Genomic DNA, 23,940 nt, shown 5'->3' on the forward strand with positions numbered 1-23,940 from the left:
TGCATGCCCTCGACAGGTGACATCTATGAGCGGGTCGCGAACGGTCCGATCGTTCCGGACGGACTTCCCCTCGTCATCCTGATGACGGGGTTCACCGATGCGGGCGGTGCCGTGTCGAACCTCATCGACTTCGCGCGCGAGGAGCTGAACCCGCGGCCCGTCGTCGTGTTCTCGAACGACGCGCTGCTCGACTACCGGGCGCGGCGCCCCATCGTGACCTTCGAGCAGGATCACCTGAGCGACTACCGGCCGCCGCGTCTCGAGCTCTCGCTCGCGCACGACGCGCTGGGTCAGCCCTTCCTGCTGCTCTCGGGCTACGAGCCGGATTTCTCGTGGGATGCGTTCGCCGAGGCGGCGGTCGACTTCGCCGATCGCTACGCCGTGAAGTCGATCACGTGGGTGCACGCGATCGCGATGCCGGTGCCGCACACCCGCACGCTGGGCGTCACCGTCAGCGGAAACCGCGCCGACCTGATCGAGGCGCACTCCATCTGGCACCCGCGCACGCAGGTGCCGGCGACGGTCGGGCACCTGCTGGAGTACCGCTTCATCGAGTCGGGCTTCGACACGGCGGGCTTCGTCCTGCTCGTGCCTCACTACCTGGCCGAGACCGACTACCCGGCGGCGACGATCGCCGCCCTCGACAAGCTGATGGCCGCCACGGGCCTGGTCTTCGCGCTGGACGAGCTGTACGGCGAGAACCGCGAGTATCTCGGCAAGGTCGAGGACCAGATCGCCGGCAACGAGGAGCTGGGCCGGATGGTGCAGGGACTCGAGGAGCGCTACGACGCCTACGCCGCGGGACTCGCCGGCGGCACGCCGACGGTCGGCGGGCTGCGGGAGGGCGAGCTGCCGAGCGCCGACGAGCTCGCGGCCGAGCTCGAGCGGTTCCTCGCGTCGCGCCCGAGCGGCGACGACGACAAGCGCGGAAGCTGACGGAAGAGCGCCTCCCGGCGGAATACCGGAGCCCCTCGAACCGTTGTCTCCACTGTCGCGCGAGGCGGAGCCGCCTCGCCGTAAGGGTCGGGTGAGGGAGCGTCGCCCGACGTATGAGAGAATGGGTGTCCGACCCGTTGTCGAGACGGCGCATATGACGGCGCTGGACTTGACAAGGGTCTTACTAGTGCCCGTACACACCCGGGGGCGCGGCGCGCAAGCGTCGCCGGTGAAAGGCGAAACGTGACCACTGCCACGAAGACTCCGCGGAGCACCGCGAAGAAGAAGGACGCGACGGAAGCGGATGCGCCCGTCGACACCGCTGTGACCGAGGCCCCGGCAGGGGCGAAGGCGCCGCGCAAGACCGCGGCGAAGACGGCCGACAAGCCCGCGGCAAAGGCGCCAGCGCGGAAGACGGCCGCAAAGGCCGCTCCGAAGAAGGCTGCGCCCAAGAAGGCCGCCAAGGACTCCGACGGTCCCGACGACGATGAGGCCGTCGAGGTCGAAGAGGTCGAGATCGACGACACCGAGGCGGCAGAGGCCGCCAAGGACGACGCCGCCGAGGCGTCCGACGACGACGACGCGCCCAAGAACGTCGTCACAGAGCCGCTGCCCACGGGCGCGATCGTCATCAGCTCGAGCGACGAGGACGAGGTCCCCGTCTACTCGACGCAGATCACGGGCGCCACGGCCGACCCGGTCAAGGACTACCTGAAGCAGATCGGCAAGGTCCCGCTGCTGAACGCGGCGGAGGAGGTCGACCTCGCCATGCGCATAGAGGCGGGTCTGTTCGCCGAGGAGAAGCTGTCGAAGATGTCGGCAGCCGAGAAGTCGAGCCAGCTCGGCCTCGACCTGCAGTGGGTCGCGCGCGACGGCCAGCGCGCCAAGTCGCACCTGCTCGGCGCCAACCTGCGTCTCGTCGTCTCGCTCGCGAAGCGCTACACGGGCCGGGGCATGCAGTTCCTGGACCTGATCCAGGAGGGCAACCTCGGTCTGATCCGCGCGGTCGAGAAGTTCGACTACACAAAGGGCTTCAAGTTCTCGACGTACGCGACCTGGTGGATCCGCCAGGCGATCACGCGCGCGATGGCCGACCAGGCCCGCACGATCCGCATCCCCGTGCACATGGTCGAGGTCATCAACAAGCTCGCCCGCGTGCAGCGTCAGATGCTGCAGGATCTCGGCCGCGAACCCACACCCGAGGAGCTCTCCAAGGAGCTCGACATGACCCCCGAGAAGGTCATCGAGGTGCAGAAGTACGGCCGTGAGCCGATCTCGCTGCACACGCCCCTGGGTGAGGACGGCGACAGCGAGTTCGGCGACCTGATCGAGGACACCGAGGCCGTCGTCCCGGCCGACGCCGTGGGCTTCACCATGCTGCAGCGTCAGCTCGAGAGCCTGCTCGACTCGCTCTCCGAGCGCGAGGCGGGCGTCATCCGGATGCGCTTCGGTCTTGGCGACGGTCAGCCGAAGACTCTCGACCAGATCGGCGACACGTTCGGCGTCACGCGCGAGCGCATCCGCCAGATCGAGTCGAAGACGATGGCGAAGCTGCGTCACCCGAGCCGCTCGCAGTCGCTGCGGGACTACCTCGAGTGAGCGCGGCCGCGAACGAGGGCAAGGCCCTCGAGGTCGAGGTCGACGGTGAGAAGGTCCAGCGAATCCCGCTGCGCACGCGCGTCGTGATGCCGGATGACGACCTCGACGCGATCATCACCGAGTACGCGAAGGACGCCGTGCAGCCGGGCGACCTGCTGTTCGTGACCGAGAAGATCGTCGCGATCACGCAGGGCCGCTCGTACCTGCTGACGGACATCAAGGTCCGTCCCCTCGCCCGGTTCCTGTCGAAGTACGTTGTGAAGACGCCGTACGGCATCGGCCTCGGCATGCCCGAGACCATGGAGATGGCGCTGCGCGAGTGCGGCACCCCGCGGATCCTGTTCGCCGCCGCCGTCGCGGCAGTGACCAAGGCTTTCGGGCGCAAGGGCGACTTCTACCGGATCGCCGGTGACAAGGCCCGCGCGATCGACGGCCCCACGAGCGGCACGATCCCGCCGTACAACCAGGCCGTCGTGCTCGGTCCGGACAAGCCGCGCGAGGTCGCCCGCCGTGTGCAGGCGCTGCTCGGCGGCGGCATCGACGTGGCCGTCGTCGACATCAACGACATCGGCGGCAACATCCTCGGTTCGACGCTCGACAAGGCGGGGGAGAAGCGCCTCGTGCGCATCCTCGGCGACAACCCGCTCGGCCAGGGCCACCAGTCCACGCCGCTCGGGATCGTGAGATCGATCGCTGGTTGAGCGAGCGAAGCGAGTCGAAACCCCCAAACCTCCCGGGAGGCTTTGGGGTTTCGACTCGGTCGCTTCGCTCCCTCGCTCAACCAGCGAAGGGGATCAGAACTTGATCGCGGCCTTGTAGCGGGGCTTGTGACCGGTGCGGATGCCGGTGACGCTCGGCTTGTTCTCGTAGACGCCGGCGCCCCAGTTCCCCTCGACCAGGACCGGGCCATCCGGGGTGACGACGACATCCCAGCCCACGTAGGGGACCTCGGGCACGACGCGCGCGACCTCGTCGATGAACGCGAGCACCTCGTCGATGAGCGGCAGGCGGAACTCGGCGATCGGGAAACCCGTGTCGGGGTGCTTCTCGTGCACGTGGCCGTGCGAGTCGTAGCCCGCGCCGAACGCACGACCGTCGTCGTGGAGCATCGTGTAGAAGCCGCCGTACGACATCTGGTCGCTCACGGCGCCGCGGCCGAACTTCTGCGCGATCGCGAGGACGTGCACCTGCGTGCCATCGAAGAACGCCGTGATGCGGGTGGTGTTGACCGTGCCGGGGCAGACGGCCGCGAGGTCGTCGTGCTGGCGGATGACCTCCTCGAGCAGCAGCTCGTCGCGCTCGATGAGGCCGCGGTGGAACGCCTCCCAGTCCGAGACGTCCTTCGCGTGGTAGCGGCGGACGCCGAGGCCCATGTGGCTGACGGGCACCTTCGCGATGAAGGTGCCGTGCTTCTCCGCGAACGCGCGGACGGCGTCGGCGTTGCCGGCCTCGACGATGAGCCACTCGCGCTTGAGGAAGCGGTCGAACAGCTTGTTGAACTCGATCTTGTTCTCGAACAGGACGCGCTTGTCCTTGCGGGCGAAGCGCTGCGCGAGCTGCATCGAGACGGGATGCGTCATGTACGTCGCGCGCTCCTCCTTCGAGAGGATGGCGAAGTCGTAGTCGACGTAGTCCTGGAACGCGACGTCGTGGCGCGCGGCCGACCACAGCATGTCCGCGAACACCCGAGGCGTCCAGGCCCCGTGCTGCTCGTGCACCTCTCTGGCGCGCTCCGCGACCGACTTCACGTCGATGCGGCGGGCGCGCTCGGCGAGGTAGCGGAACTTGCCGGCGAGGCCGAGGCGGTTGTCAGACATTCACACTCCGAGGGGTCAGCGGGACCGGTGGGCCCCCGGGTTAGTCTAGGTCGGTGACCTGGTCGAACCCCCGGCGCGCAGCCCCGTTGGCGCGCATCTCGCGGTCGGCCCTCCTCGCCAACGCGCGGCTACTCGCCCGCGATCCGGATGTCGTCGCCGATCTGCGACGTGACGCCTGGGGCCACGGGATCGACGTCGTCGCGCACGCGGTTGCCGCCGCCGGGGTGCGGTTCGCGCGTGTCGACGAGCGCGACGCGGCCGCCGCCGCAGCGGCCGGCCTCGAGCTGGTCGACCGGGAGCCGGGGAGCGGCGAACTGCTGTACGGCCTGCCGGGATCGGGAGGCGCGCCCGCGCTCGTCCTGAGCACGCCGATCCTGTCGACCAAGCGCCTGCTCGCGGGCGAGGGCGTCTCCTACGGCTACACCCACCGTGCGGTCGCCGACACGCGCGTCGCGCTGATCGCGGGCGGCTACGCGGAGGGCGTCGTGCGCGCCCTCGGCAACCGCGTCGGCGTCGAGCTGGCGGGCGCCGTGCGGCCCATCATCGGCCGCGTCGCCATGGACGTCTGCGTCATCGACATCGGCGATGCCGACGTCGCCGCGGGGGACGAGGCGGTGTACTTCGGATCGGGCCTCGTGCGCGACGGTCTCGCCGCCTGGGCCGCGGCGACGGGACTCAGCACCGCCGAGCTCGTGTGCGCCGTGGGCCTGCACGTCGAGCGCGAGGTGACCGAATGAGTGCGGAGCTGCGGATCTCGCGGTCGCGCCTCGTGGCCAATCTCGCCGCGGTACGGGAGCGGATCGCGCCGTCCGAGCTGCTGATGGTCGTCAAGGACGACGCGTACGCGCATGGTGTCGAGACCATCGTCGAGATCGCGCTGGATGCGGGCGTCACCTGGTTCGGTGCGATCGACCCGCCGAGCGCGCTGCGCGCGAAGGCCGTGGCCGGCGATCGGGCGCGCGTGTTCTGCTGGCTCACCCTCGGCGCCGAGGCCGCCCGCGTCGCGCTCGACGGCGGTCTCGAGCTCGGCGTCGGCGACGCCGACTACCTCGAGCGGATCGCGGAGGCCGCGCAGGACACCGCCGTCGTGCACCTGAAGATCGACACGGGCCTTCACCGCAACGGCGTGCGGCCCGAGGACTGGCCCGCGTTCGTCGCGCGCGCCGCCGAGCTGGAGCGGGCGGGGCGCATCCGCGTCGCCGGCATCTGGAGCCACATCTCCGAGGCGAGCGACGAGGACGACGACGTCGCCCGCGCCGAGTTCGACGCGGCGGTGGCGACGGCTCGAGCCGCGGGGCTTGAGCCCGAGGTGCGCCATCTCGCCGCCAGCGCCGCAGGCTGGGCGAGGCCCGAGTTCCGGTACGACCTCGTCCGCGTCGGGGCGTTCTGCTACGGCATCCGGTCGGCGGACGGCCCGGAGCTGCCCGGCATCGCCCCGGCGGCGACCCTCGTCGCACGCGTGACCGCCGTCCGCGCGGACGGGGTCGACATCGGCATCGGATCGCTCGACGGACTGCCGTCCTCCCTCGGCGGACGTGTCACGGTCGGCACGCCTGCCGGCGCGCGCCCCCTTCAGCGGGTGGGCCTCGCGGAGAGCACCGTGGCGGCATGGCCCGGTTCCGCGGTCGGGGACGAGGTCGCCGTGTTCGGACCGGGCGCGTCGGGGGAGTCGTCGGCGACCACCCTCGCGGAGGCGATCGGCACCGTCGGGGAGGAGCCCGTCCTGCGCGTCTCCCCGCTCATCCCTCGCGTCGTCGTCGACTGATCCGCGAGCCGGCGTTCCCCGGCCGAGACTTCGTAGCGCGCGCGATGCGGCATCCCGCGGCCGAGACTGCGCGGCGCACATGCTGTCTCGCGGGCAGGATGCACTCTCGTGCGTGAGTTGTCGTGTCACGCGGCGGGGCGCACCGGCGCCGAGAACGAGAACGCGCCCGCGGCCCCGAAGGGCGGCGGGCGCGTGAAGCCTCGGCTGCGGTCAGTCGGCGTCGCTCAGGCGTGCCGTCTCGTCGTGCCAGGAGGTCGCGACGGAGCGGAGCTTCTCCTCGTACTTGCGTCCGTGGTGGGCGCAGAAGAGCAGCTCGCTGCCGTTGACCTCGGCGGCGATGTACGCCTGCGCACCGCACGAGTCGCAGCGGTCCATCGCCGAGAGGCGGTAGGAGGGGGCGGGAGCTTCGGTCGTGGTCATCATGTCTGCCTCCTCGTTCTGTCCATCCGTGCACTCTTGCGGGATGCGTCACATATAACCACGCGGCCCTGATAAACCTGCCCGCCATGCGGCATGTTTCGCTCAGCGCGTACGCCGGGCCTCTCCTGCCCAGACGGGAGTAGGTGACAAGGGAGTGTCCAACGGGCGATCCGGGCGCGCGCGATTAGCATCGAAGATTGTGACTGCCGAGTACTCCGCCCATCATCTCCAGGTCCTGGAGGGCCTCGAGGCCGTCCGCAAGCGCCCGGGCATGTACATCGGCTCGAACGGCTCGCCGGGCCTCATGCACTGCCTCTGGGAGATCATCGACAACGCCGTCGACGAGGCGGTCGCCGGCAACGGCACGCGCATCGATGTCATCCTGCACGGCGACGGCAGCGTCGAGGTCCGCGACCGCGGGCGCGGCGTCCCTGTCGACGTCGAGCCCCGCACCGGCCTGTCCGGCGTCGAGGTCGTCTACACGAAGCTCCACGCGGGCGGAAAGTTCGGCGGCGGCTCGTACGCCGCCTCCGGTGGCCTTCACGGCGTCGGCGCCTCGGTCGTCAACGCGCTCTCCGAGCGCCTGGAGGTCGAGGTCGACCGCAACGGCAGGACGTGGGCGATGTCGTTCCACCGCGGCGAGCCGGGTGTGTTCGCGGACGGCAAGGGCGAGCCGACGCCGGATGCCCCGTTCACCCCGTTCGAGGAGCGAAGCGAGCTGCGCGTTGTCGGCAAGGTCGCCAAGGGCGTCACCGGCACGCGCGTGCGGTACTGGGCCGATCGCCAGATCTTCACGAAGGACGCGGCGTTCCAGCTCGACGACCTCGTGACGCGCGCGCGTCAGACCGCATTCCTCGTCCCCGGGCTCGAGATCGTGATCCGCGACGAGCGCGGCGAGGAGCCTGTCGAGACCGCGTACCGGTTCGACGGCGGGATCTCCGAGTTCGTCGACTTCCTCGCGACCGACGCGCCCATCACCGACACGTGGCGCCTCACCGGATCCGGAACGTTCACCGAGACCGTGCCCATGCTGCAGGCGAACGGCCACATGGTCTCGACCGAGGTCGAGCGCGAGTGCCGCGTCGACATCGCGCTGCGCTGGGGAACCGGCTACGACACGCACATCCGCTCGTTCGTGAACATCATCTCCACGCCCAAGGGCGGCACGCACCAGCAGGGCTTCGAGCAGGAGCTGCTGAAGCAGCTGCGCGACCAGGTCGCCGCCAACGCCCGTCGCCTGAAGGTCGGGAACGACAAGCTGGAGAAGGACGACGTGCTCGCCGGTCTCAGCGCCGTGCTCACCGTCGAGGTGCCCGAGCCGCAGTTCGAGGGCCAGACGAAGGAGGTGCTCGGCACCCCCGCCGTGCGCGCCATCGTGGCGAAGGTCGTCCGCGAGGAGCTGAAGGCCCGGTTCGCCTCCGCCAAGCGCGACGACAAGAACCAGACGTCGATGCTGCTCGACAAGGTCGTCTCCGAGATGAAGGCGCGCGTCTCGGCCCGCGCCCACAAGGAGACGCAGCGACGCAAGAACGCCCTGGAGAGCTCGTCGCTGCCGACGAAGCTCGTCGACTGCCGCACGCAGGATGTCGCGCAGTCCGAACTGTTCATCGTCGAGGGCGACTCGGCGCTCGGCACCGCGAAGCTCGCCCGCAACAGCGAGTACCAGGCACTGCTTCCGATCCGCGGCAAGATCCTGAACGTGCAGAAGGCGTCGATCAGCGACATGCTCTCGAACGCCGAGTGCGCGTCGATCATCCAGGTGGTCGGCGCCGGCTCGGGTCGAACGTTCGACATCGATGCGGCGCGCTACGGGAAGATCATCATGATGAGCGACGCCGATGTCGACGGCGCGCACATCCGCACTCTGCTGCTGACGCTGTTCTACCGGTACATGCGTCCGCTCGTCGAGGCCGGCCGGGTGTTCTCGGCCGTGCCGCCGCTGCACCGGATCATCGTGATCAACCCCGGCTCGAAACCGAACGAGACGATCTACACCTACAGCGAGGCCGAGCTCCACCGCCTGCTCGACAAGCTGCGCAAGGCCGGCAAGCGCTGGCAGGAGCCGATCCAGCGGTACAAGGGCCTCGGCGAGATGGATGCCGATCAGCTCGCGGAGACCACGATGATGCGCGAGGGACGCCTGCTGCGCCGCGTGCGCCTCGAGGACGCCGAAGCCGCCGGTCGTGTCTTCGAGATCCTGATGGGCAACGAGGTCGGCCCGCGCCGCGAGTTCATCGTGGAGTCCGCCGACCGCCTGAGCCGCGAGTCGATCGACGCCTGATCTCAGGAGCCGACGCCGGGAGATCCCAATCGGTACACTTCACGTGAGCCGACAGGGGAGGAGACAACGGTGACGTTCTTCTCCGTGATCCTGCCCCTGGCCGTGATCGCGACGTCCCATTTCGTCAGCGGTGGCGACGCGGCCCTGCTCCCCGCCGCCGCGATCCTGGTTCTGTTCGCGGCACTGGCCGCCGCGTACGCGCCGTCGGTGATCCGGGCGATCGCTCGCACGATCCTTCCGGCCGCCGCGCCCACGGCCCCGCGGCCGTATGCCGAAGACAAGGCGCTGCCGGCGCCCATTGCCGCTGGGACCGCCGGGACTGCCCGGCCCCGCGCGCCCGCCTTCCGGTTCCGCGCCGCGCGCTGACGCCGGTCCGCCCCTCCTGGGCGCCCGGGCTCCGCGGCGCACGCCGAGTTATGGCGCCGTCGGGGCGCCGGTGCGGCCCACCCCGGGCCCCGGTCGCCTCCGGCGCTTCGTCGCAGAGCCGAAGGAACCCCGTGAACATCTATGACCTCGCGCCCGTCCAGGCGCTGCTGTCGGCCGCCTCCTGGGCGGTCGGGCAGCTGAGCATCCTCGTCCAGCCCCTCGTCGGAGAGGGCGCCTCGGCCGCTGTCGCCGTGGTGCTGCTCACTCTGCTGGTGCGTACCGCGTTGATCCCGGTGGGGATCTCGCAGGCGCGCGCCGCGCGCACGCGCCGCCGCCTCGCGCCGCGGCTCGCCGAGCTGCAGCGGCGCCATCGCCGGCAGCCCGAGATCCTGCAGCGGAAGGTCGCCGAGCTCTACGCCTCCGAGAAGGCGTCGCCGCTGCAGGGCTGCCTCCCTGTGCTCGCGCAGGCGCCCATCCTGCTTGCGGTCTACGGCATCTTCGTGCACCCGCGCATCGGGGGCGCGCCCAACGAGCTGCTGGCGCACGCCGTGTTCGGCGTGGGGCTCGGCGACAGCCTGGTGGGCGGCATCGTCGCCGGCACGGCGTCGGCCGCGTCGATCGCGGTGTTCGCGGTGCTGATCGCCGTGATCGCCGTGGTCGCGCAGCTGTCCCGGCGCCTGCAGCCCGTCGAGCTGCCCGTGGGCGGCGCCGCCGCGCCTGGGGCTGAGGGTCTCGTCCGCGTTGTGAGCCTGCTGCCGTTCGCGACCGCGGCGATCGCCGCCTTCGTGCCGCTGGCGGCGGCCCTCTACCTGGCGGTCACGACCGCCTGGACGCTGGGTGAGCGCCTCGTGCTGCGGCGGCTGCTGGGGGCGTGAGCCGGATCGCACCTCCGCGGCGTCGCTGACGACGGGACCGGCGCGCGCCCGGATCAGCGCAGGGTGCGGCCGATCGAGCCCACGGGGGCCTCGAGCGGCTGCCCCGAGGCGTCGCGCCGGGCGAGCGTCTCGGGCAGCTTCCGGACCGTGCCGGTCGCGTCGACCGCGCGTGCCGGATCCGGACCCACCCACGCGAGCGTCAGGCGATCCTCGCCCTTCAGCAGCGAGTGCGCGCGGACGCCGCCGGTCGCGCGCCCCTTTGCCGGGAACTCGGAGAAGTCGGTGATCTTCGCGCGGCCGGTGTCCATGCCCGGGATCGCGGCGGATGACCCGGAGACGGTGACGACGACGGTCTCGTCACCGACGGCGGCGCCGAAGAAGATCGCCTCGGCCTTCGCCGCGAGCTTCACACCGGCCATGCCGCCGGCCGGCGCGCCCTGGGGGCGGACCGACGAGGCGGCGAAGCGCAGCAGCTGCGCGTCGGACGTGACGAACACGAGCTCGGCGTCGTCGGGTGCCGTCGCGGCGCCGACCAGGCCGTCGCCGGGCTTCAGCGCGATGATCTCCAGCTCGGGCTTCGGCGGCAGGGCGGATGGGACGATGCGCTTGACCACGCCCTGGGAGGTGCCGAGGGCGACGGGCGTGTCGTCATCCAGTCGCAAGAGCCCGACGATCCGCTCGCTGCGATCGGTGAGCCCGATGTAGTCGTGGAGCTTCACGCCGACGCCGAGCTGCACGGAGTTCGCGGGAACCGAGGGCAGGTCGACGGGGGAGAAGCGCACAAGACGCCCCTTCGACGTGATCGCGCCGGCCTCGCCGCGGATCGTCGCGTCGACGGTCGTCAGCAGCGCGTCGTGCTTGCTGCGGCGCGCGGGCGCGACCAGCTGCTGGCCCTCCTGCAGCTCGACGCGCACGGCGCGGCCGGTGGTCGACAGCGCGATCGTCGTGGGCCCGTCGGCGATCTGGAGATCGGGCTCGCCCTTGCGCGGCCGGGGCGCGGCGGGCTTGCCGTTCATCAGCAGGGTGCGACGCGGCGTCGCGTGCTTCTCGGCGGTGGCGTCGAGCTCGAGCGCCACCTGCTTGCGCAGCAGCACGTCCGAGCCGAGAAGCTCCTCCAGCTGGGCGATCTCGGCAAGCAGGGCGTCGCGCTCCTGCTCGAGCTCGATGCGCGAGAACTTCGTCAGGCGGCGAAGTCGCAGCTCGAGGATGTACTCGGCCTGCACCTCGTCGAGGTCGAACACGGTGCACAGGCGCCCGCGCGCCTGCTCCGACGTGTCGGAGGAGCGGATGACCTGGATGACCTCGTCGATGTCGAGGATCGCGACGAGCAGGCCCTGCACGAGGTGGAGCCGCTCGCGGCGCCGGGCGAGGCGGAACCGGCTGCGGCGCGTGACGACCGCGAGGCGGTGGTCGATGTAGACGCGCAGCAGCTCCTTCAGCCCGAGGGTGCGCGGCTGCCCGTCCACGAGCGCGACGTTGTTGATGCTGAACGAGTCCTCGAGCGGCGTGAGCTTGTACAGCAGCTCGAGCACCGCGTGCGGGTCGAACCCGGTCTTGATGCCGATCACGAGGCGCAGGCCGTTGTTGCGGTCGGTGAGGTCGGCGACGTCGCTGATGCCCTGCAGCTTCTTCGACTGCACCGCGTCCTTGAGCTTCTCGATCACGCGCTCGGGGCCGACCATGTACGGCAGCTCGGTGATCACGATGCCGGTGCGGCGCGGTGCGATCTGCTCGACCGACACCTTTCCGCGAAGCTTGAAGGCGCCGCGGCCGGTCTCGTATGCGTCGCGGACGCCGTCGAGCCCGACGAGGATGCCGCCCGAGGGGAAGTCGGGGCCGGGCACGAACTCCATGAGCTCGGCGGTGGTCGCCTCCGGGTGCTCGAGCAGGTGCGTCGCCGCCGCCACGACCTCGCTGAGGTTGTGCGGCGCCATGTTCGTCGCCATGCCCACCGCGATGCCGCTGGCGCCGTTGACGAGCAGGTTCGGGTACGCCGCCGGCAGCACGGAGGGCTGCTGGAACTGACCGTCGTAGTTGGGGACGAAGTCGACGACGTCCTCTTCGAGGTCCGCCGTCAGCGACAGCGCGGGCGCGGCGAGACGCGCCTCGGTGTACCGGGCCGCGGCGGGACCGTCGTCGAGCGATCCGAAGTTGCCGTGGCCGTCGATGAGCGGCACCCGCAGGGCCCAGTGCTGCGCGAGGCGCACGAGCGCGTCGTAGATCGCCGTGTCGCCGTGGGGGTGAAGCTTTCCCATCACCTCGCCGACGACGCGGGCGCTCTTGACGTGACCGCGGTCGGGGCGGAGGCCCATCTCGGCCATCTGGTACAGGATGCGCCGCTGCACCGGCTTCAGGCCGTCGCGGGCGTCTGGGAGGGCACGGGAGTAGATGACCGAGTACGCGTACTCGAGGTACGACCCCTGCATCTCCGCTTCGAGGTCGATGTCCTCGATGCGCTCTTCGACGGGTTCCGTCGAGCTCGGGGATGCGGAGGACTTGCGAGCCATGCTTCTCTTTCTCGAACGCTCGTCGGGTCGAGCGGTGGGCTCCGGGCGCAGGACCCGGAGCGGGCGAAGCGCGTTGTGCGAGACTTGCCCGGATGCCCCCCATCGTACCGACGGGCTCTCTGTCAGCCCGGAGCCTCACCGGAGTTGCGCCGGACATCCTTCGATCGCTGTCCGACGGATCCGGTGATCTGCGCCCCGCGCGATCCGCCGTGCTGTTCGTGATCGACGGGCTCGGCGCCCATCAGCTGCGTGCGCATGCCGGGCATGCCCGCCGCCTCGCGGCAGCGGGCGGAAAGAAGGATGTCGCCCGCACGGTCTTCCCGTCGACGACCGCGGCCGCGCTCACCTCGATCCTGACCGGCTCCGATCCAGGCCGGCACGGTCTTGTCGGGTACCGCGTCCTGGATCCGGATCAGGGACGACTCGCCAATCAGCTCAACGGCTACGAGCGGGACGGACTCGATCCGGCCACGTGGCAGCGCCGCCCCACGATCTTCGAACGCGCGGCCGCGGAAGGGCGACGCACGTTCGCGGTCGGCCTCGCGGAGTACTCCACGAGCGGGCTCACCGCCGCGATCCTGCGCGGGGCCGAGTACGTCGCATCCGACGAGATCCGGATGCGCGTGCGCGTCGCCTACGAGCTCGCCGCGGGCGAGCCGGGATCGCTTGTGTACTGCTACCTGCCCGAGATCGACAAGGCAGGCCACCGCCACGGCGTCGACTCGGAGGCGTGGATCTCGGCACTGGAGGAGGTCGACGCCGCGTTCGCCGCGCCGGTTCCCGCAGGCGTCGGCGCGCTTGTGACCGCCGACCACGGAATGGTGGATGTGCCGCGCCACCGCCACGTCCTGCTGCAGGACGGCGACCCGCGGCTCGACGGCGTGGCGCACCTGGGCGGCGAGCCCCGGCTGCTTCACGTGTATCTCGAGCCGGGATCGGATGCCCGCGCGGCCGCCGGGGTGTGGACCGTCGCCTCGGGACGAACCGCGGACGTCGCCACGCGCGACGAGGCGATCGCCGCGGGCCTGTTCGGCGAGGTCTCGGACGAGGTGCGCCCGCGCATCGGCGACCTTCTCGTCGCGGCGCGCGGCTCGTGGGCGTTCTACGACGACCGCCTCGAGGACAAGCGCCCGCAGAACATGATCGGCCAGCACGGCTCCGTGACCCCCGAGGAGGTCATGGTGCCGCTGCTGCGCCTGGGCGCCTACGCAGGCTGAGGTCGGAAACCGCTAGGTGTAGTTCCCCGTGAGGTTGTGAACGCGTGAGGCCGGGGTCTGGCCGCCGAGGGCGGTGTGGGGTCGGTGGTGATTGTAGTGATGCAGCCAGGCCGGGAACGCCTCGATGCGGGTCGATTCGTTCGGGTAGAAGCGGGCGTATGCCCATTCGTCCTCGGCGGTGCGGTTGAGGCGCTCGACCTTCCCGTTCGTCTGCGGCCGGTAGGGCCGCGTTCGACGGTGCTTCACTCCGTTGCCGAGCGCGTCTCGGAAGGCATGTGAGCGGTAGCAGGCGCCGTTGTCCGTCATCACCGCGGTGACCGTGATGCCCGCGTCGGCGAAGAACGCCTTCGCCCTGGTCCAGAACGCTGCAGCCGTCTCCTTGCGCTCGTCTTCGAGGATCTCGGAGTAGGCCAGCCGGGAGTGGTCGTCGATCGCGTTGTGGACAAACGCGTAGCCGACACCGCGCTGTCGGTCCCGGTTGCCTGCTGCCCGGCCGAGGGCGCGGTGCCCGCCGCCTTCGGGGATGCGCCCCTGCTTCTTGATGTCGACATGGACCAGCTCGCCCGGCCGCGACGCCTCGTAACGGATCGGTTTGGGCTTGCGGACCGGCAGTCCGGTGAATCGGTCCAGGTGCTTGAGCAACGGCATCCCGTAGCGGGCCAGGACCCGCCCGACCGTCGAGCGAGCCAGGCGCAGGTGATACGCGATCCGGTGAGGCCCCCAACGACGGGTGAACCGCAACGCGATGATCCGCCGCTCCGTGCGCCGTGACAACTGATGCGGCGACGACACCGGCCGTGACGACCTGTCGGTGAGCGGCTCGCCGGCGGCGTAGCGTTTGGCCCACTTCGACGCGGTCGCGGGCGAGCAGTTGAACCGTTCCGCTGCCCGCCGGATCGTCCAACCGGCATCGACGATCGCGGATGCGAGGCGACGACGCCCTTCCGGCGTCAAGGGAGCGTTAGCGTGAGTCACGAGGGCCTCCGTTGTGACGTAGTGAGTGTGGTAACCCACATCGTCCCGGAGGCCCTCGCCTCAGCTCACACGTTCACAACGTGTCGGCGAACTACAGCTAGTCGTCGCTGCGCGCGCCGAAGACGATCTCGTCCCACGACGGCATCGAGGTGCGACCGCGGCGGCGCGGCGACTCGTCCGCCTCGGGCGTGGCGCCGCGATCCTGCTTCTCGGCGGCCGGCATCGAGTCGAACAGCGCCACGGGCGCCCGACGCTCCGAGTCGCGCGCCTCGGGCCGAGCCGAGGGGCCCTGCTCGTCGGCGTCGAAGGCGGGGGCGGGCTCGCGCTGGCCGCGGCGGCGGCGGAGCGCCTCCAGCAGATCGGCCGTGTCGGGATTGGGCGACTGCGCGCCGGGGGCGCGCTTGGTGGCGAGGTCGCGCACCGTCGACGACGAGGAAGCGTGCTCCGCGCCCGGCTCCGGCTGGGCGTCGGGAAGGCGGCGAGGGCCGAAGGCACCCGAGTCGAACTGGGCATCCGCGTCCTCGGCGCCCGAGCCGTCGCCCTGGAGGGGCGCGACCGTGTCGAGCGCGCGGAGGCGGGGGATCAGCCCCTCCGGCATCGGGCCCTGACGCGACAGTTGGGTCGCGTCGCCGTTGAGCGGCGAGAGCGCGCTGCGGCGGGGCTCGAAGCTCCAGCGCGCGTCGTGATCGACCTCGTTGGCGGTGAACTCGAGCTTCACGATCCAGCCCGAGGACTCCTTCCAGCTCGTCCAGCGCTCGCCCGTCGCACCGAGCTCCGCGAGCTTCGCGCGGATGGCGACGCCGAAGGTCGGGTTCTCGTCCTGCTCGAGATCGATTCCCATCAGCACCGGCACGGCGAGCGCCTGGCCGACGATGTGCTCGCGCTCGGCGAGCACGGGCGTCTCGAACTTGCGGATCGCCTCGATCGGCGCGCCGAGCAGCTCGGCGACATCCTCGGCCGACATGCCGGAGCGGATGTGCGCCTGGATCTCGCGCGGGCTCGGCAGGGGCGCGCGCGTCTCGGCCGGGGAGTGCTCGCGCTGGGCTTTGCGGATCTCCGAGCGCAGCACGTCATCGATCGCGAGCGTGAAGCGCTGGCCCGCCTCGGTGGCCAGGACGAGGCGGCCGTCCTCGGTTCCGATGATGGTGAGCGATTCCATGCTCAGCCTCCTCTGGCTCGCGCTGGCCGCCGCTGTCGGATCACGGCGCGCCGCTGGCGTTCACGACGCTCACATGGTTTCACGCACGCGGCCGAACACGGGGAATAGAACGGGCGCGCCGCGAGTTTCGATCCCAGCGCGCGCCCGCATTTGCTTATCCGGCGGCGGACGTGCAGACTATCGCCGCTCCGCCGCACGGCGGAGACCGCACCGCAGTTGATGAAAGAAGTGTGACCCACTCACATGGCAACCGATTACGACGCCCCGCGCAAGACCGAGGACGACGGCAACGAGTCGATCGAGGCGCTGAAGGCGCGTGTGCCCGACACGATGTCGGGCTCGGTGGACGTGGAGGACTCGGACAACCCGTCGAGCTTCGACCTCCCGGGCGCCGATCTCTCCAACGTCGAGCTCGACGTCGTGGTGCTCCCGCCCCAGGAAGACGAGTTCACCTGCATGAACTGCTTCCTCGTGAAGCACCGCTCGCAGATCGATCACGAGGACGCCAACGGCCCGATCTGCCGCGACTGCGCCTGATAAAGGCCTAGCGCCCGCTCTGCGCGTGACGCACGGCCGCCGCGAGGCGGTCGGGGGTGCGCGACGAGAGCGTCCACGATGACACGGGGTCGTCGGGATCCATGTCCGGAAGGACGACGATCCCGTCGACCCCTCCGCGTATCAGGTGCCAGCCGCGCGGATCGAGCTGCGGCCCGCGTGCCGTCCGCGCCTCCTCGCCGGTCACTGCCGACGGCTCGCCGAGCAGGCTGACTGCGATGTGGGCGCGTCCCGCACGCAGCTCGCCATCCGCGACCTCGATCACCGGGGAGGTCAGGATGAGCGTCGCCACGACGAGGATGCCGACGGCGAGGCCGATCGCGAGGGAGAGGGTGCCGTCGTACTGGACGAACACGAGCGCCGCCATGGGCGCCACGACCGCGGCTCCGCCGAGGATCCAGAGCGAGGGAGTGAGCCGCTCGTGGTACAGCGGGCGAGGCTTCTTGCCCGGCTCCGCGGCGGCTTGGCGGCGAGCAGGCTGTGATGTGTTCTGCATTACCCTCGTGGAGTGACCGAAACCGTGGACGTCCCCATCATCGCACCGGCCCCGCCGGTGTACGCGCACCCCGGCGATGCCGGCGCGGATCTGGTGGCGGTGGAGGCGGTGCGTCTTGCGCCGGGTGAGCGCGCGCTCGTCGGCACGGGGGTGCGCATCGCACTGCCCGACGGCTATGCGGCATTCGTCGTGCCGCGCAGCGGCCTCGCCGCCAAGCACGGCATCACCATCGTCAACGCGCCGGGCACGATCGACGCGGGGTACCGCGGCGAGATCAAGGTCGCGCTGCTGAACACCGACGCCCGCGAGGCGTACAACGTCGCGGTGGGGGACCGGATCGCCCAGCTGATCCTGATGCCCGTGCCGCAGGCGCGCTTCATCCCGGTGGACGAGCTTCCCGAGCATGTCCGCGGCGAGGGCGGCTTCGGCTCCACCGGCTATCAGACCCAGGAGGGGAACGCATGAGCGACGAGCTCGAGATCCGCCGGAAGGCGGCCCCCGGCGATCGCCCCACGGCCGGTCCGCTGGACGAGACCGAGGCGAACCCGGTCCGTCCCTACATCGACCTCGGCGGCATCAAGGTGCTGCCGCGCGAGGGCCTGAACCTGCGGCTCGAGGTCGAGGAGCAGACGAAGCGCATCGTCGCCGTCGGGCTCGACTACGCCGACTCCACCCTTCAGGTGCAGCCCTTCGCCGCGCCCCGGACGACAGGGCTGTGGGACGAGACCCGCACCCAGATCCGCGACCAGGTGCGCCAGCAGGGCGGCCGCGTCGAGGAGCGCGAGGGCCCGCTCGGGGCCGAGCTGCTTGCCGAGGTGCCCGTGGTCGCCGGTCAGGACGCGCAGATGCGGCTCGCCCGCTTCGTCGGCGTCGACGGCCCCCGCTGGTTCCTGCGCGGCGTCATCGGCGGCGCCGCAGCCTCCGATCCGGCCGCGGCCGAGCAGGTGGAGGACCTCTTCCGGTCGATCGTCGTCGTCCGCGGCGGCGCTCCGATGCCGCCGCGCGACCTGATCCCGCTGAAGATGCCGTCGACGCCCGCGTCGGCGTGAGGCAGGGATGAACTCGGAGTCGGGCCTGGACGACGCGCGCCGCGACGGGCGGGATGAGCCCTCCGCGTCCGATCTCGTGGGGGCGGCCATCGGCGGCGCCGCTCGCCGGGCCGGCATCGATCCCGCCGAAGAGGCGACGACCGGCCACGTGGTCTGGAAGGCGATGGGCGGCGTGCGCGGCGTCCTCGAGTCGGTGCTGCCGAGCCTCGTCTTCGTCGTCGTGTACACGTTCTGGCCCGATCCGCTCGTCCTGTCGCTCGGCCTCTCCGTCGGCATCGCCGCGGTGTTCACGGTCATCCGTCTCGCACAGAAGTCGCCGCCGTCCGCCGCGCTCGGCGGTCTCATCGCCGCCGCCGCCGCGGCCGCCCTGGCCCTGTTCACGGGACAGGGGCGCGACAACTTCGTGCTCGGACTCGTGACCAACGCCGTGTACGGCACGGCGTTCCTGATCTCGGCCGTGATCGGCTGGTCGCTGATCGGGCTCGCCGCCGGCTACCTGATGGGCGAGGGGACCGGCTGGCGGCAGGATCGGCGCAAGCGCCGCGTGTTCCTGTGGCTCGCGCTCGCGTGGGCAGCGCTCTTCTACGCGCGCCTTGCCGTGCAGTTGCCGCTGTATCTCGCGAACGAGACGACGCTGCTCGGCACGTTGAAGCTCATCATGGGGCTGCCGTTGTTCGCCCCGCTCGTCGCCGTGACCTGGCTCGCCGTCCGCGCGCTGTACCCGGCCGCCCGCGAGCGTTAGACGCGCGGGCCGCGTCGATCACGGCGCGATCCCTCGTGGTAGATTTATCTCGATGTCAAGATAAATTTGCACTCCCCGCGGGCCCGTCCCGCACCCTCCAGCTGTTAGGCCCGCCTTGGTGGCCGAAGGCAGTGCATGAGGGCAAGATGGGGAGCGCAAGTGCGCGGTCGACCAGGAGGAGACACCCGTGTCCACGGTGAACAGCTTCGGTGCCAAGAGCACCCTGACGGTCGGCAGCACCGACTATGAGATCTTCCGCATCGATGCGGTCGAAGGCTTCCAGAAGCTCCCCTTCAGCCTCAAGGTGCTGCTGGAGAATCTGCTTCGCACCGAGGACGGTGCGAACATCACCAAGGAGCAGATCAGTGCGCTCGGCTCCTGGGACCCGAACGCCGAGCCGAACACCGAGATCCAGTTCACCCCGGCCCGCGTGGTCATGCAGGACTTCACGGGCGTGCCGTGCATCGTCGACCTCGCCACCATGCGCGAGGCGGTGACCGCTCTCGGCGGCGACGCGAACCGCATCAACCCGCTCTCGCCGGCCGAGATGGTCATCGACCACTCGGTCATCGCCGACCTCTTCGGCTCGGAGAACGCGCTCGAGCGCAACGTCGAGATCGAGTACGAGCGCAACGGCGAGCGCTACCAGTTCCTCCGCTGGGGTCAGACCGCGTTCCAGGACTTCAAGGTGGTGCCCCCGGGCACCGGCATCGTGCACCAGGTCAACATCGAGCACCTGGCGAAGGTCATCTACGACCGCGAGGTCGACGGCGTGCTGCGCGCGTACCCCGACACCTGCGTCGGCACCGACTCGCACACCACGATGGTCAACGGCCTCGGCGTGCTCGGCTGGGGCGTCGGCGGCATCGAGGCCGAGGCGGCCATGCTCGGCCAGCCCGTGTCGATGCTCATCCCGCGCGTCGTGGGCTTCAAGCTCAGCGGCGAGATCCCCGCCGGCGTGACGGCGACCGACGTCGTGCTGACGATCACGGACATGCTCCGCCAGCACGGCGTTGTCGGCAAGTTCGTCGAGTTCTACGGCGAGGGCGTCGCCTCGGTGCCGCTCGCGAACCGCGCGACCATCGGCAACATGAGCCCCGAGTTCGGCTCGACCGCCGCCATGTTCCCGATCGACGACGTCACCCTCGACTACCTGCGCCTGACCGGCCGCGACGAGCAGACGGTGGCGCTCGTGGAGGCGTACGCGAAGGAGCAGCAGCTCTGGCACGACCCGGCGCGCGAGCTCGTCTTCAGCGAGTACATGGAGCTCGACCTCTCGACGGTCGTCCCGTCGATCGCCGGCCCGAAGCGTCCCCAGGACCGCATCCTGCTGTCCGAGGCGAAGTCGCAGTTCGCGAAGGACATCCTGAGCTACGCGGACGGCGCGCACGCGCAGGAGTCCGTCGAGGTCGAGGGCACCTTCCCGGCCTCCGACCCGGGCAACACCCCCGGCGTCGAGCACGAGCACGTCGCGGTGAACGGCGTCTCGCACCAGCACGAGGGCGAGATCCACGAGCACGCCCCGTCGATGCTCGTCAGCGGCGCACCGCACGCGGCCTCCAAGCCCGTGAAGGTCACCACGCCCGAGGGCGACGAGTACCTGCTCGACCACGGCGCCGTGACGCTCGCGGCGATCACGTCGTGCACCAACACGTCGAACCCGTCCGTGATGATCGCGGCCGGCCTGCTCGCCCGCAAGGCCGCGCAGAAGGGCCTCACGCGCAAGCCGTGGGTCAAGACCACGCTCGGCCCGGGGTCGAAGGTCGTCACCGACTACTACGAGAAGTCCGGTCTCGACAAGGACCTCGAGACCCTCGGCTTCTACACGGTCGGCTACGGCTGCACGATCTGCATCGGCAACTCGGGCCCCCTCATCGAGGAGGTCTCCGAGGCGATCAACGAGAACGACCTCGCCGTCACCGCGGTGCTCTCGGGCAACCGCAACTTCGAGGGCCGCATCAGCCCCGACGTGAAGATGAACTACCTCGCGTCGCCGCCCCTCGTCGTCGCCTACTCGCTCGCCGGCTCGATGAACTTCGACTTCGAGACCGACGCGCTCGGCAAGGACGCGGACGGCAACGACATCTTCCTCAAGGACATCTGGCCCGCGCCGGAAGAGGTCCAGGAGATCATCGACTCGTCGATCTCTCGCGAGCAGTTCATCAAGCAGTACGCCACCGTCTTCGACGGCGACGAGCGCTGGAAGAACCTGCCCACGCCGACCGGTCCGGTCTTCGAGTGGGACGAGAACTCGACGTACGTGCGCAAGGCGCCGTACTTCGAGGGGATGACCATGGAGCTCACCCCGGTCGAGAACATCACCGGCGCGCGCGTCCTCGCCACCCTCGGCGACTCGGTGACGACGGACCACATCAGCCCGGCCGGCAACATCAAGGCGGGCACCCCGGCCGCGCAGTACCTGACGGAGCACGGCGTCGCCCAGCGCGACTTCAACTCCTACGGCTCGCGCCGGGGCAACCACGAGGTGATGATCCGCGGCACCTTCGCGAACATCCGCCTGAAGAACGCGCTCGTCAAGGCCGTCAACGACGGCCAGCAGATCGAGGGCGGCTTCACGCGCGACTTCACGCAGCCCGAGGGCCCGCAGTCGTACATCTACGACGCGTCGCAGAACTACCAGGCACAGGGCACCCCGCTCGTCATCTTCGGCGGCAAGGAGTACGGCTCCGGCTCGTCGCGCGACTGGGCAGCGAAGGGCACGAGCCTGCTGGGCGTCAAGGCGGTCATCACCGAGAGCTTCGAGCGCATCCACCGCTCGAACCTGATCGGCATGGGCGTCGTCCCGCTGCAGTTCCCGGCGGGCGAGAGCTGGGAGTCGCTCGGTCTCGACGGCACCGAGATCGTCTCGATCGAGGGCCTGGACGAGCTCAACAACGGCGTCACTCCGAAGACCGTCAAGGTCACGGCGGCGCCGAGCGAGCACTCGGCCGAGGGCAAGCAGACGATCGAGTTCGACGCGATCGTCCGCATCGACACCCCCGGTGAGGCCGACTACTACCGCAACGGCGGCATCCTGCAGTACGTGCTGCGCAGCCTCGTCTGACGCACCGCATCGAACGGCCCTCGGGATCTCCGGGGGCCGTTCGTCGTTCGTCGGAATCCCAGATGACGCGCGTAGGCTCAGCCGTATGCGACGTACTGAGCAGCGGAGCGAGGCGACGTGAGTCTTCTCGACGGCATCCGCGATCCTCGCGACCTCGACGCCCTCACGCACGAGCAGCTGACCGATCTCGCCGCCGAGATCCGGACGTTCCTCGTGGAGAACGTCGCGCGCACCGGCGGTCACCTCGGCCCGAACCTCGGCGTGGTCGAGCTGACGATCGCGCTTCACCGGGTGTTCGCGTCCCCGGCGGATCCGATCATCTTCGACACCGGTCACCAGTCGTACGTTCACAAGCTCCTGACCGGCCGTCAGGACTTCTCCGCGCTGCGCGCCCGCGGCGGGCTGGCGGGGTACCCGCAGCGGTCGGAGAGCCCCCACGACGTCGTCGAGTCGTCCCACGCCTCGAGCTCGCTGAGCTGGGCGGATGGCGTGTCGCGCGCATTCAGCCGCACCGGCCGCAGCGACCGCCACGTCGTCGCCGTCGTCGGCGACGGTGCCCTCACCGGCGGCATGACATGGGAGGCCCTCAACAACATCACCGACGACAACGACCGCAACCTGGTCATCGTCGTCAACGACAACGGCCGGTCCTACGCGCCGACGATCGGCGGCATGGCGCGCCACCTCAACCGCGTCCGCACGACCGAGACGTACCGCGACCTCTCGCAGAAGTCGTCGCGCATCGCGGGCCGCTTCGGCGCGGTAGGGCGTGCGCTGTACCGCGGCGTCCGCGGCGGCACGCACGGCTTCCTGTCGCGCTTCACGAACAACTCGGCGCTGTACTCGAACCTCGACGTGAAGTACCTCGGGCCCGTCGACGGGCACGATCTGCCCGCACTCATCGAGACGCTCGAGCTGGCGAAGTCGTACGGCGCCCCCGTGATCGTGCACGTCATCACCGAGAAGGGCCGCGGCTACCAGCCGGCCCTCGACGACGAGGCGGATCAGTTCCACGCCGTGGGGCGCATCGATCCGGTGACGGGCGGGGCGCTCGGCGCGTCCGCTCCCGGGTGGACCGACGTCTTCGCCGAGGAGCTCGTCCGCATCGGCGAGAAGCGCGACGACGTCATCGCGATGACCGCGGCGATGCTGCGACCGACGGGCCTTGCGCCCTTCGCGGAGCGGTTCCCCGACCGCGTGTACGACGTGGGCATCGCCGAGCAGCACGCCGTGACGTCGGCCGCCGGCCTCGCGTACGGCGGCCTCCACCCCGTGGTGGCGCTGTACTCGACGTTCGTGAACCGCGCGTTCGACCAGGTGCTGATGGACGTCGCCCTGCACCAGGCGGGCGTCACCTTCGTGCTCGACCGCTCCGGCGTGACGGGCCCCGACGGCCCGAGCCATCACGGAATGTGGGACCTCGCGCTGCTTCACATCGTGCCGCGGATCAGGATCGCCGCGCCGCGCGACGAGACCCGCCTGCGGGAGGAGCTGCAGGAGGCCGTCGCCGTCCGTGACGCCCCCACCGTCGTGCGCTTCCCGAAGGGCGCGGTCGGCGAGGACATCCCGACCCTCGAGCGCCTGCAGGACGGCGTTGACGTGCTTGCGCGCGGAGACGCGGAGGACGTCCTGATCGTGGGTATCGGGCCGTTCGCCCGGCTGGGTCTGGACGTGGCATCGAGGCTGCGCGCGCAGGGGATCGGAGCGACCGTCGTCGACCCGCGCTGGGTCGTGCCGGTGCCGGCGTCGATCGTCGAGCTCGCCGCCCGCCACCGTCTCGTCATCACGCTCGAGGACGGCATCCGGGTGGGCGGGATCGGCACCCGCGTGCGCCAGGTGCTGCGCGAGGCGGGGATCGACACGGCCGTGGACGAGCTCGGGCTTCCCGACGAGTTCCTCGATCACGCGTCGCGCGAGCAGATCCTCGAGGACGCGGGGCTCACTCCCGCCAAGATCGCTCAGGATGTCGTCGCGCAGGTGCTCGGCACCCGCGTGCCCGTCGCGCGCCGGGACAACGGCCGGGGACTTCCCGCCGTCACGGGCGAGTTCACGCTGCGCAGCACCGGTCACTGAGCGGCGGGCGGGGCCGGAGTCGCCTATTCCTACCGGAGCGGTGG

The 23,940-nt window shown here is 70.5% G+C and carries 21 protein-coding genes; 15 read left to right on the forward strand and 6 right to left on the reverse strand.

The genetic code is table 11. From position 1 onward, the window contains the following. Positions 1-3: 3 nt before the first annotated feature. The 3 genes from IR155_RS06890 (at position 4) to IR155_RS06900 (ending at position 3,236) form a co-directional block, all read left to right on the forward strand. On the forward strand, positions 4-936 hold the full coding sequence (locus IR155_RS06890; protein WP_135114107.1) for a proteasome assembly chaperone family protein: 933 nt from the start codon (positions 4-6) through the stop codon (positions 934-936). A 243-nt stretch (positions 937-1,179) separates the two neighbouring features. Further along, positions 1,180-2,535, forward strand: coding sequence for an RNA polymerase sigma factor (locus tag IR155_RS06895; RefSeq protein ID WP_135114108.1), 1,356 nt, complete (start codon positions 1,180-1,182; stop codon positions 2,533-2,535). After that, positions 2,532-3,236, forward strand: a complete 705-nt coding sequence (locus IR155_RS06900; protein WP_135114109.1) for a coenzyme F420-0:L-glutamate ligase — start codon at positions 2,532-2,534, stop codon at positions 3,234-3,236. Before IR155_RS06895 ends, IR155_RS06900 begins: the two co-directional genes overlap by 4 nt. Before the next feature lie 93 nt (positions 3,237-3,329). Here the strand turns inward: IR155_RS06900 and IR155_RS06905 are convergent, their stop codons facing one another. Then, positions 3,330-4,352: a sugar-transfer associated ATP-grasp domain-containing protein gene (locus IR155_RS06905; protein ID WP_135114110.1), complete on the reverse strand. Its 1,023-nt coding sequence runs from the start codon at positions 4,350-4,352 to the stop codon at positions 3,330-3,332. Between the two features lie 53 nt (positions 4,353-4,405). On the opposite strand from IR155_RS06905, the gene IR155_RS06910 reads away from it, so the two are divergent. Both IR155_RS06910 and IR155_RS06915 read left to right on the forward strand, forming a co-directional pair. Continuing rightward, the gene (locus tag IR155_RS06910; RefSeq protein WP_135114111.1) at positions 4,406-5,089 is read left to right on the forward strand and encodes an alanine racemase; all 684 of its coding nucleotides are present in this window, start codon (positions 4,406-4,408) and stop codon (positions 5,087-5,089) included. Continuing rightward, positions 5,086-6,117 carry an alanine racemase gene (locus tag IR155_RS06915; protein ID WP_135114112.1) on the forward strand — a complete coding sequence of 344 codons (1,032 nt, stop codon included), beginning with the start codon at positions 5,086-5,088 and terminating at the stop codon, positions 6,115-6,117. Before IR155_RS06910 ends, IR155_RS06915 begins: the two co-directional genes overlap by 4 nt. 210 nt (positions 6,118-6,327) lie before the next feature. Here the strand turns inward: IR155_RS06915 and IR155_RS06920 are convergent, their stop codons facing one another. Continuing rightward, positions 6,328-6,540, reverse strand: coding sequence for a DUF7455 domain-containing protein (locus IR155_RS06920; protein ID WP_135114113.1), 213 nt, complete (start codon positions 6,538-6,540; stop codon positions 6,328-6,330). Positions 6,541-6,736: 196 nt separating this feature from the next. Here IR155_RS06920 and IR155_RS06925 point away from each other — a divergent pair, with 196 nt between their 5' ends. The 3 genes from IR155_RS06925 (at position 6,737) to yidC (ending at position 10,059) form a co-directional block, all read left to right on the forward strand. Further along, positions 6,737-8,818, forward strand: coding sequence for a DNA gyrase/topoisomerase IV subunit B (locus IR155_RS06925; RefSeq protein ID WP_135114114.1), 2,082 nt, complete (start codon positions 6,737-6,739; stop codon positions 8,816-8,818). Positions 8,819-8,887: 69 nt separating this feature from the next. After that, positions 8,888-9,184 (forward strand): hypothetical protein, encoded by a 297-nt coding sequence (locus IR155_RS06930; protein ID WP_135114115.1) that lies wholly within the window; start codon positions 8,888-8,890, stop codon positions 9,182-9,184. A gap of 131 nt (positions 9,185-9,315) precedes the next feature. After that, positions 9,316-10,059, forward strand: a complete 744-nt coding sequence (gene yidC / locus IR155_RS06935) for a membrane protein insertase YidC (RefSeq protein ID WP_135114116.1) — start codon at positions 9,316-9,318, stop codon at positions 10,057-10,059. A 53-nt stretch (positions 10,060-10,112) separates the two neighbouring features. On the opposite strand, the gene IR155_RS06940 is transcribed toward yidC, so the two are convergent. Further along, a complete protein-coding gene (locus IR155_RS06940) occupies positions 10,113-12,566 on the reverse strand; it encodes a DNA gyrase/topoisomerase IV subunit A (protein WP_228066772.1) in 2,454 nt (817 codons plus the stop codon). Between the two features lie 209 nt (positions 12,567-12,775). On the opposite strand from IR155_RS06940, the gene IR155_RS06945 reads away from it, so the two are divergent. Continuing rightward, positions 12,776-13,783 (forward strand): alkaline phosphatase family protein, encoded by a 1,008-nt coding sequence (locus tag IR155_RS06945; RefSeq protein ID WP_233441143.1) that lies wholly within the window; start codon positions 12,776-12,778, stop codon positions 13,781-13,783. A gap of 12 nt (positions 13,784-13,795) precedes the next feature. Here IR155_RS06945 and IR155_RS06950 read toward each other — a convergent pair whose 3' ends face one another. Both IR155_RS06950 and sepH read right to left on the reverse strand, forming a co-directional pair. Then, the gene (locus IR155_RS06950) at positions 13,796-14,758 is read right to left on the reverse strand and encodes an IS481 family transposase (RefSeq protein ID WP_135114118.1); all 963 of its coding nucleotides are present in this window, start codon (positions 14,756-14,758) and stop codon (positions 13,796-13,798) included. 97 nt (positions 14,759-14,855) lie between these two features. Further along, positions 14,856-15,917, reverse strand: a complete 1,062-nt coding sequence (gene sepH / locus IR155_RS06955; protein ID WP_135114119.1) for a septation protein SepH — start codon at positions 15,915-15,917, stop codon at positions 14,856-14,858. A gap of 243 nt (positions 15,918-16,160) precedes the next feature. Between sepH and IR155_RS06960 the strand changes: the two genes are divergently transcribed. Beyond that, positions 16,161-16,454, forward strand: a complete 294-nt coding sequence (locus tag IR155_RS06960; protein ID WP_135114120.1) for a DUF4193 domain-containing protein — start codon at positions 16,161-16,163, stop codon at positions 16,452-16,454. A gap of 7 nt (positions 16,455-16,461) precedes the next feature. Here the strand turns inward: IR155_RS06960 and IR155_RS06965 are convergent, their stop codons facing one another. Next, positions 16,462-16,968, reverse strand: a complete 507-nt coding sequence (locus IR155_RS06965) for a DUF3093 domain-containing protein (RefSeq protein WP_135114121.1) — start codon at positions 16,966-16,968, stop codon at positions 16,462-16,464. Between the two features lie 12 nt (positions 16,969-16,980). Here IR155_RS06965 and dut point away from each other — a divergent pair, with 12 nt between their 5' ends. The 5 genes from dut (at position 16,981) to dxs (ending at position 23,896) form a co-directional block, all read left to right on the forward strand. Beyond that, positions 16,981-17,433, forward strand: a complete 453-nt coding sequence (gene dut / locus IR155_RS06970) for a dUTP diphosphatase (RefSeq protein WP_194210305.1) — start codon at positions 16,981-16,983, stop codon at positions 17,431-17,433. Beyond that, on the forward strand, positions 17,430-18,017 hold the full coding sequence (locus IR155_RS06975; RefSeq protein WP_135114122.1) for a DUF3710 domain-containing protein: 588 nt from the start codon (positions 17,430-17,432) through the stop codon (positions 18,015-18,017). Before dut ends, IR155_RS06975 begins: the two co-directional genes overlap by 4 nt. A gap of 7 nt (positions 18,018-18,024) precedes the next feature. After that, positions 18,025-18,759 carry a DUF3159 domain-containing protein gene (locus tag IR155_RS06980; protein ID WP_135114123.1) on the forward strand — a complete coding sequence of 245 codons (735 nt, stop codon included), beginning with the start codon at positions 18,025-18,027 and terminating at the stop codon, positions 18,757-18,759. A gap of 187 nt (positions 18,760-18,946) precedes the next feature. Next, entirely contained in the window at positions 18,947-21,823 is a 2,877-nt protein-coding gene (locus IR155_RS06985) for an aconitate hydratase (protein WP_135114124.1), read from the forward strand. Positions 21,824-21,940: 117 nt separating this feature from the next. Beyond that, entirely contained in the window at positions 21,941-23,896 is a 1,956-nt protein-coding gene (gene dxs, locus IR155_RS06990) for a 1-deoxy-D-xylulose-5-phosphate synthase (RefSeq protein WP_135114125.1), read from the forward strand. The last annotated feature ends 44 nt before the right edge of the window (positions 23,897-23,940 follow it).

This window comes from Microbacterium paludicola (genome assembly GCF_015235415.1).
Taxonomy (GTDB): domain Bacteria; phylum Actinomycetota; class Actinomycetes; order Actinomycetales; family Microbacteriaceae; genus Microbacterium; species Microbacterium paludicola.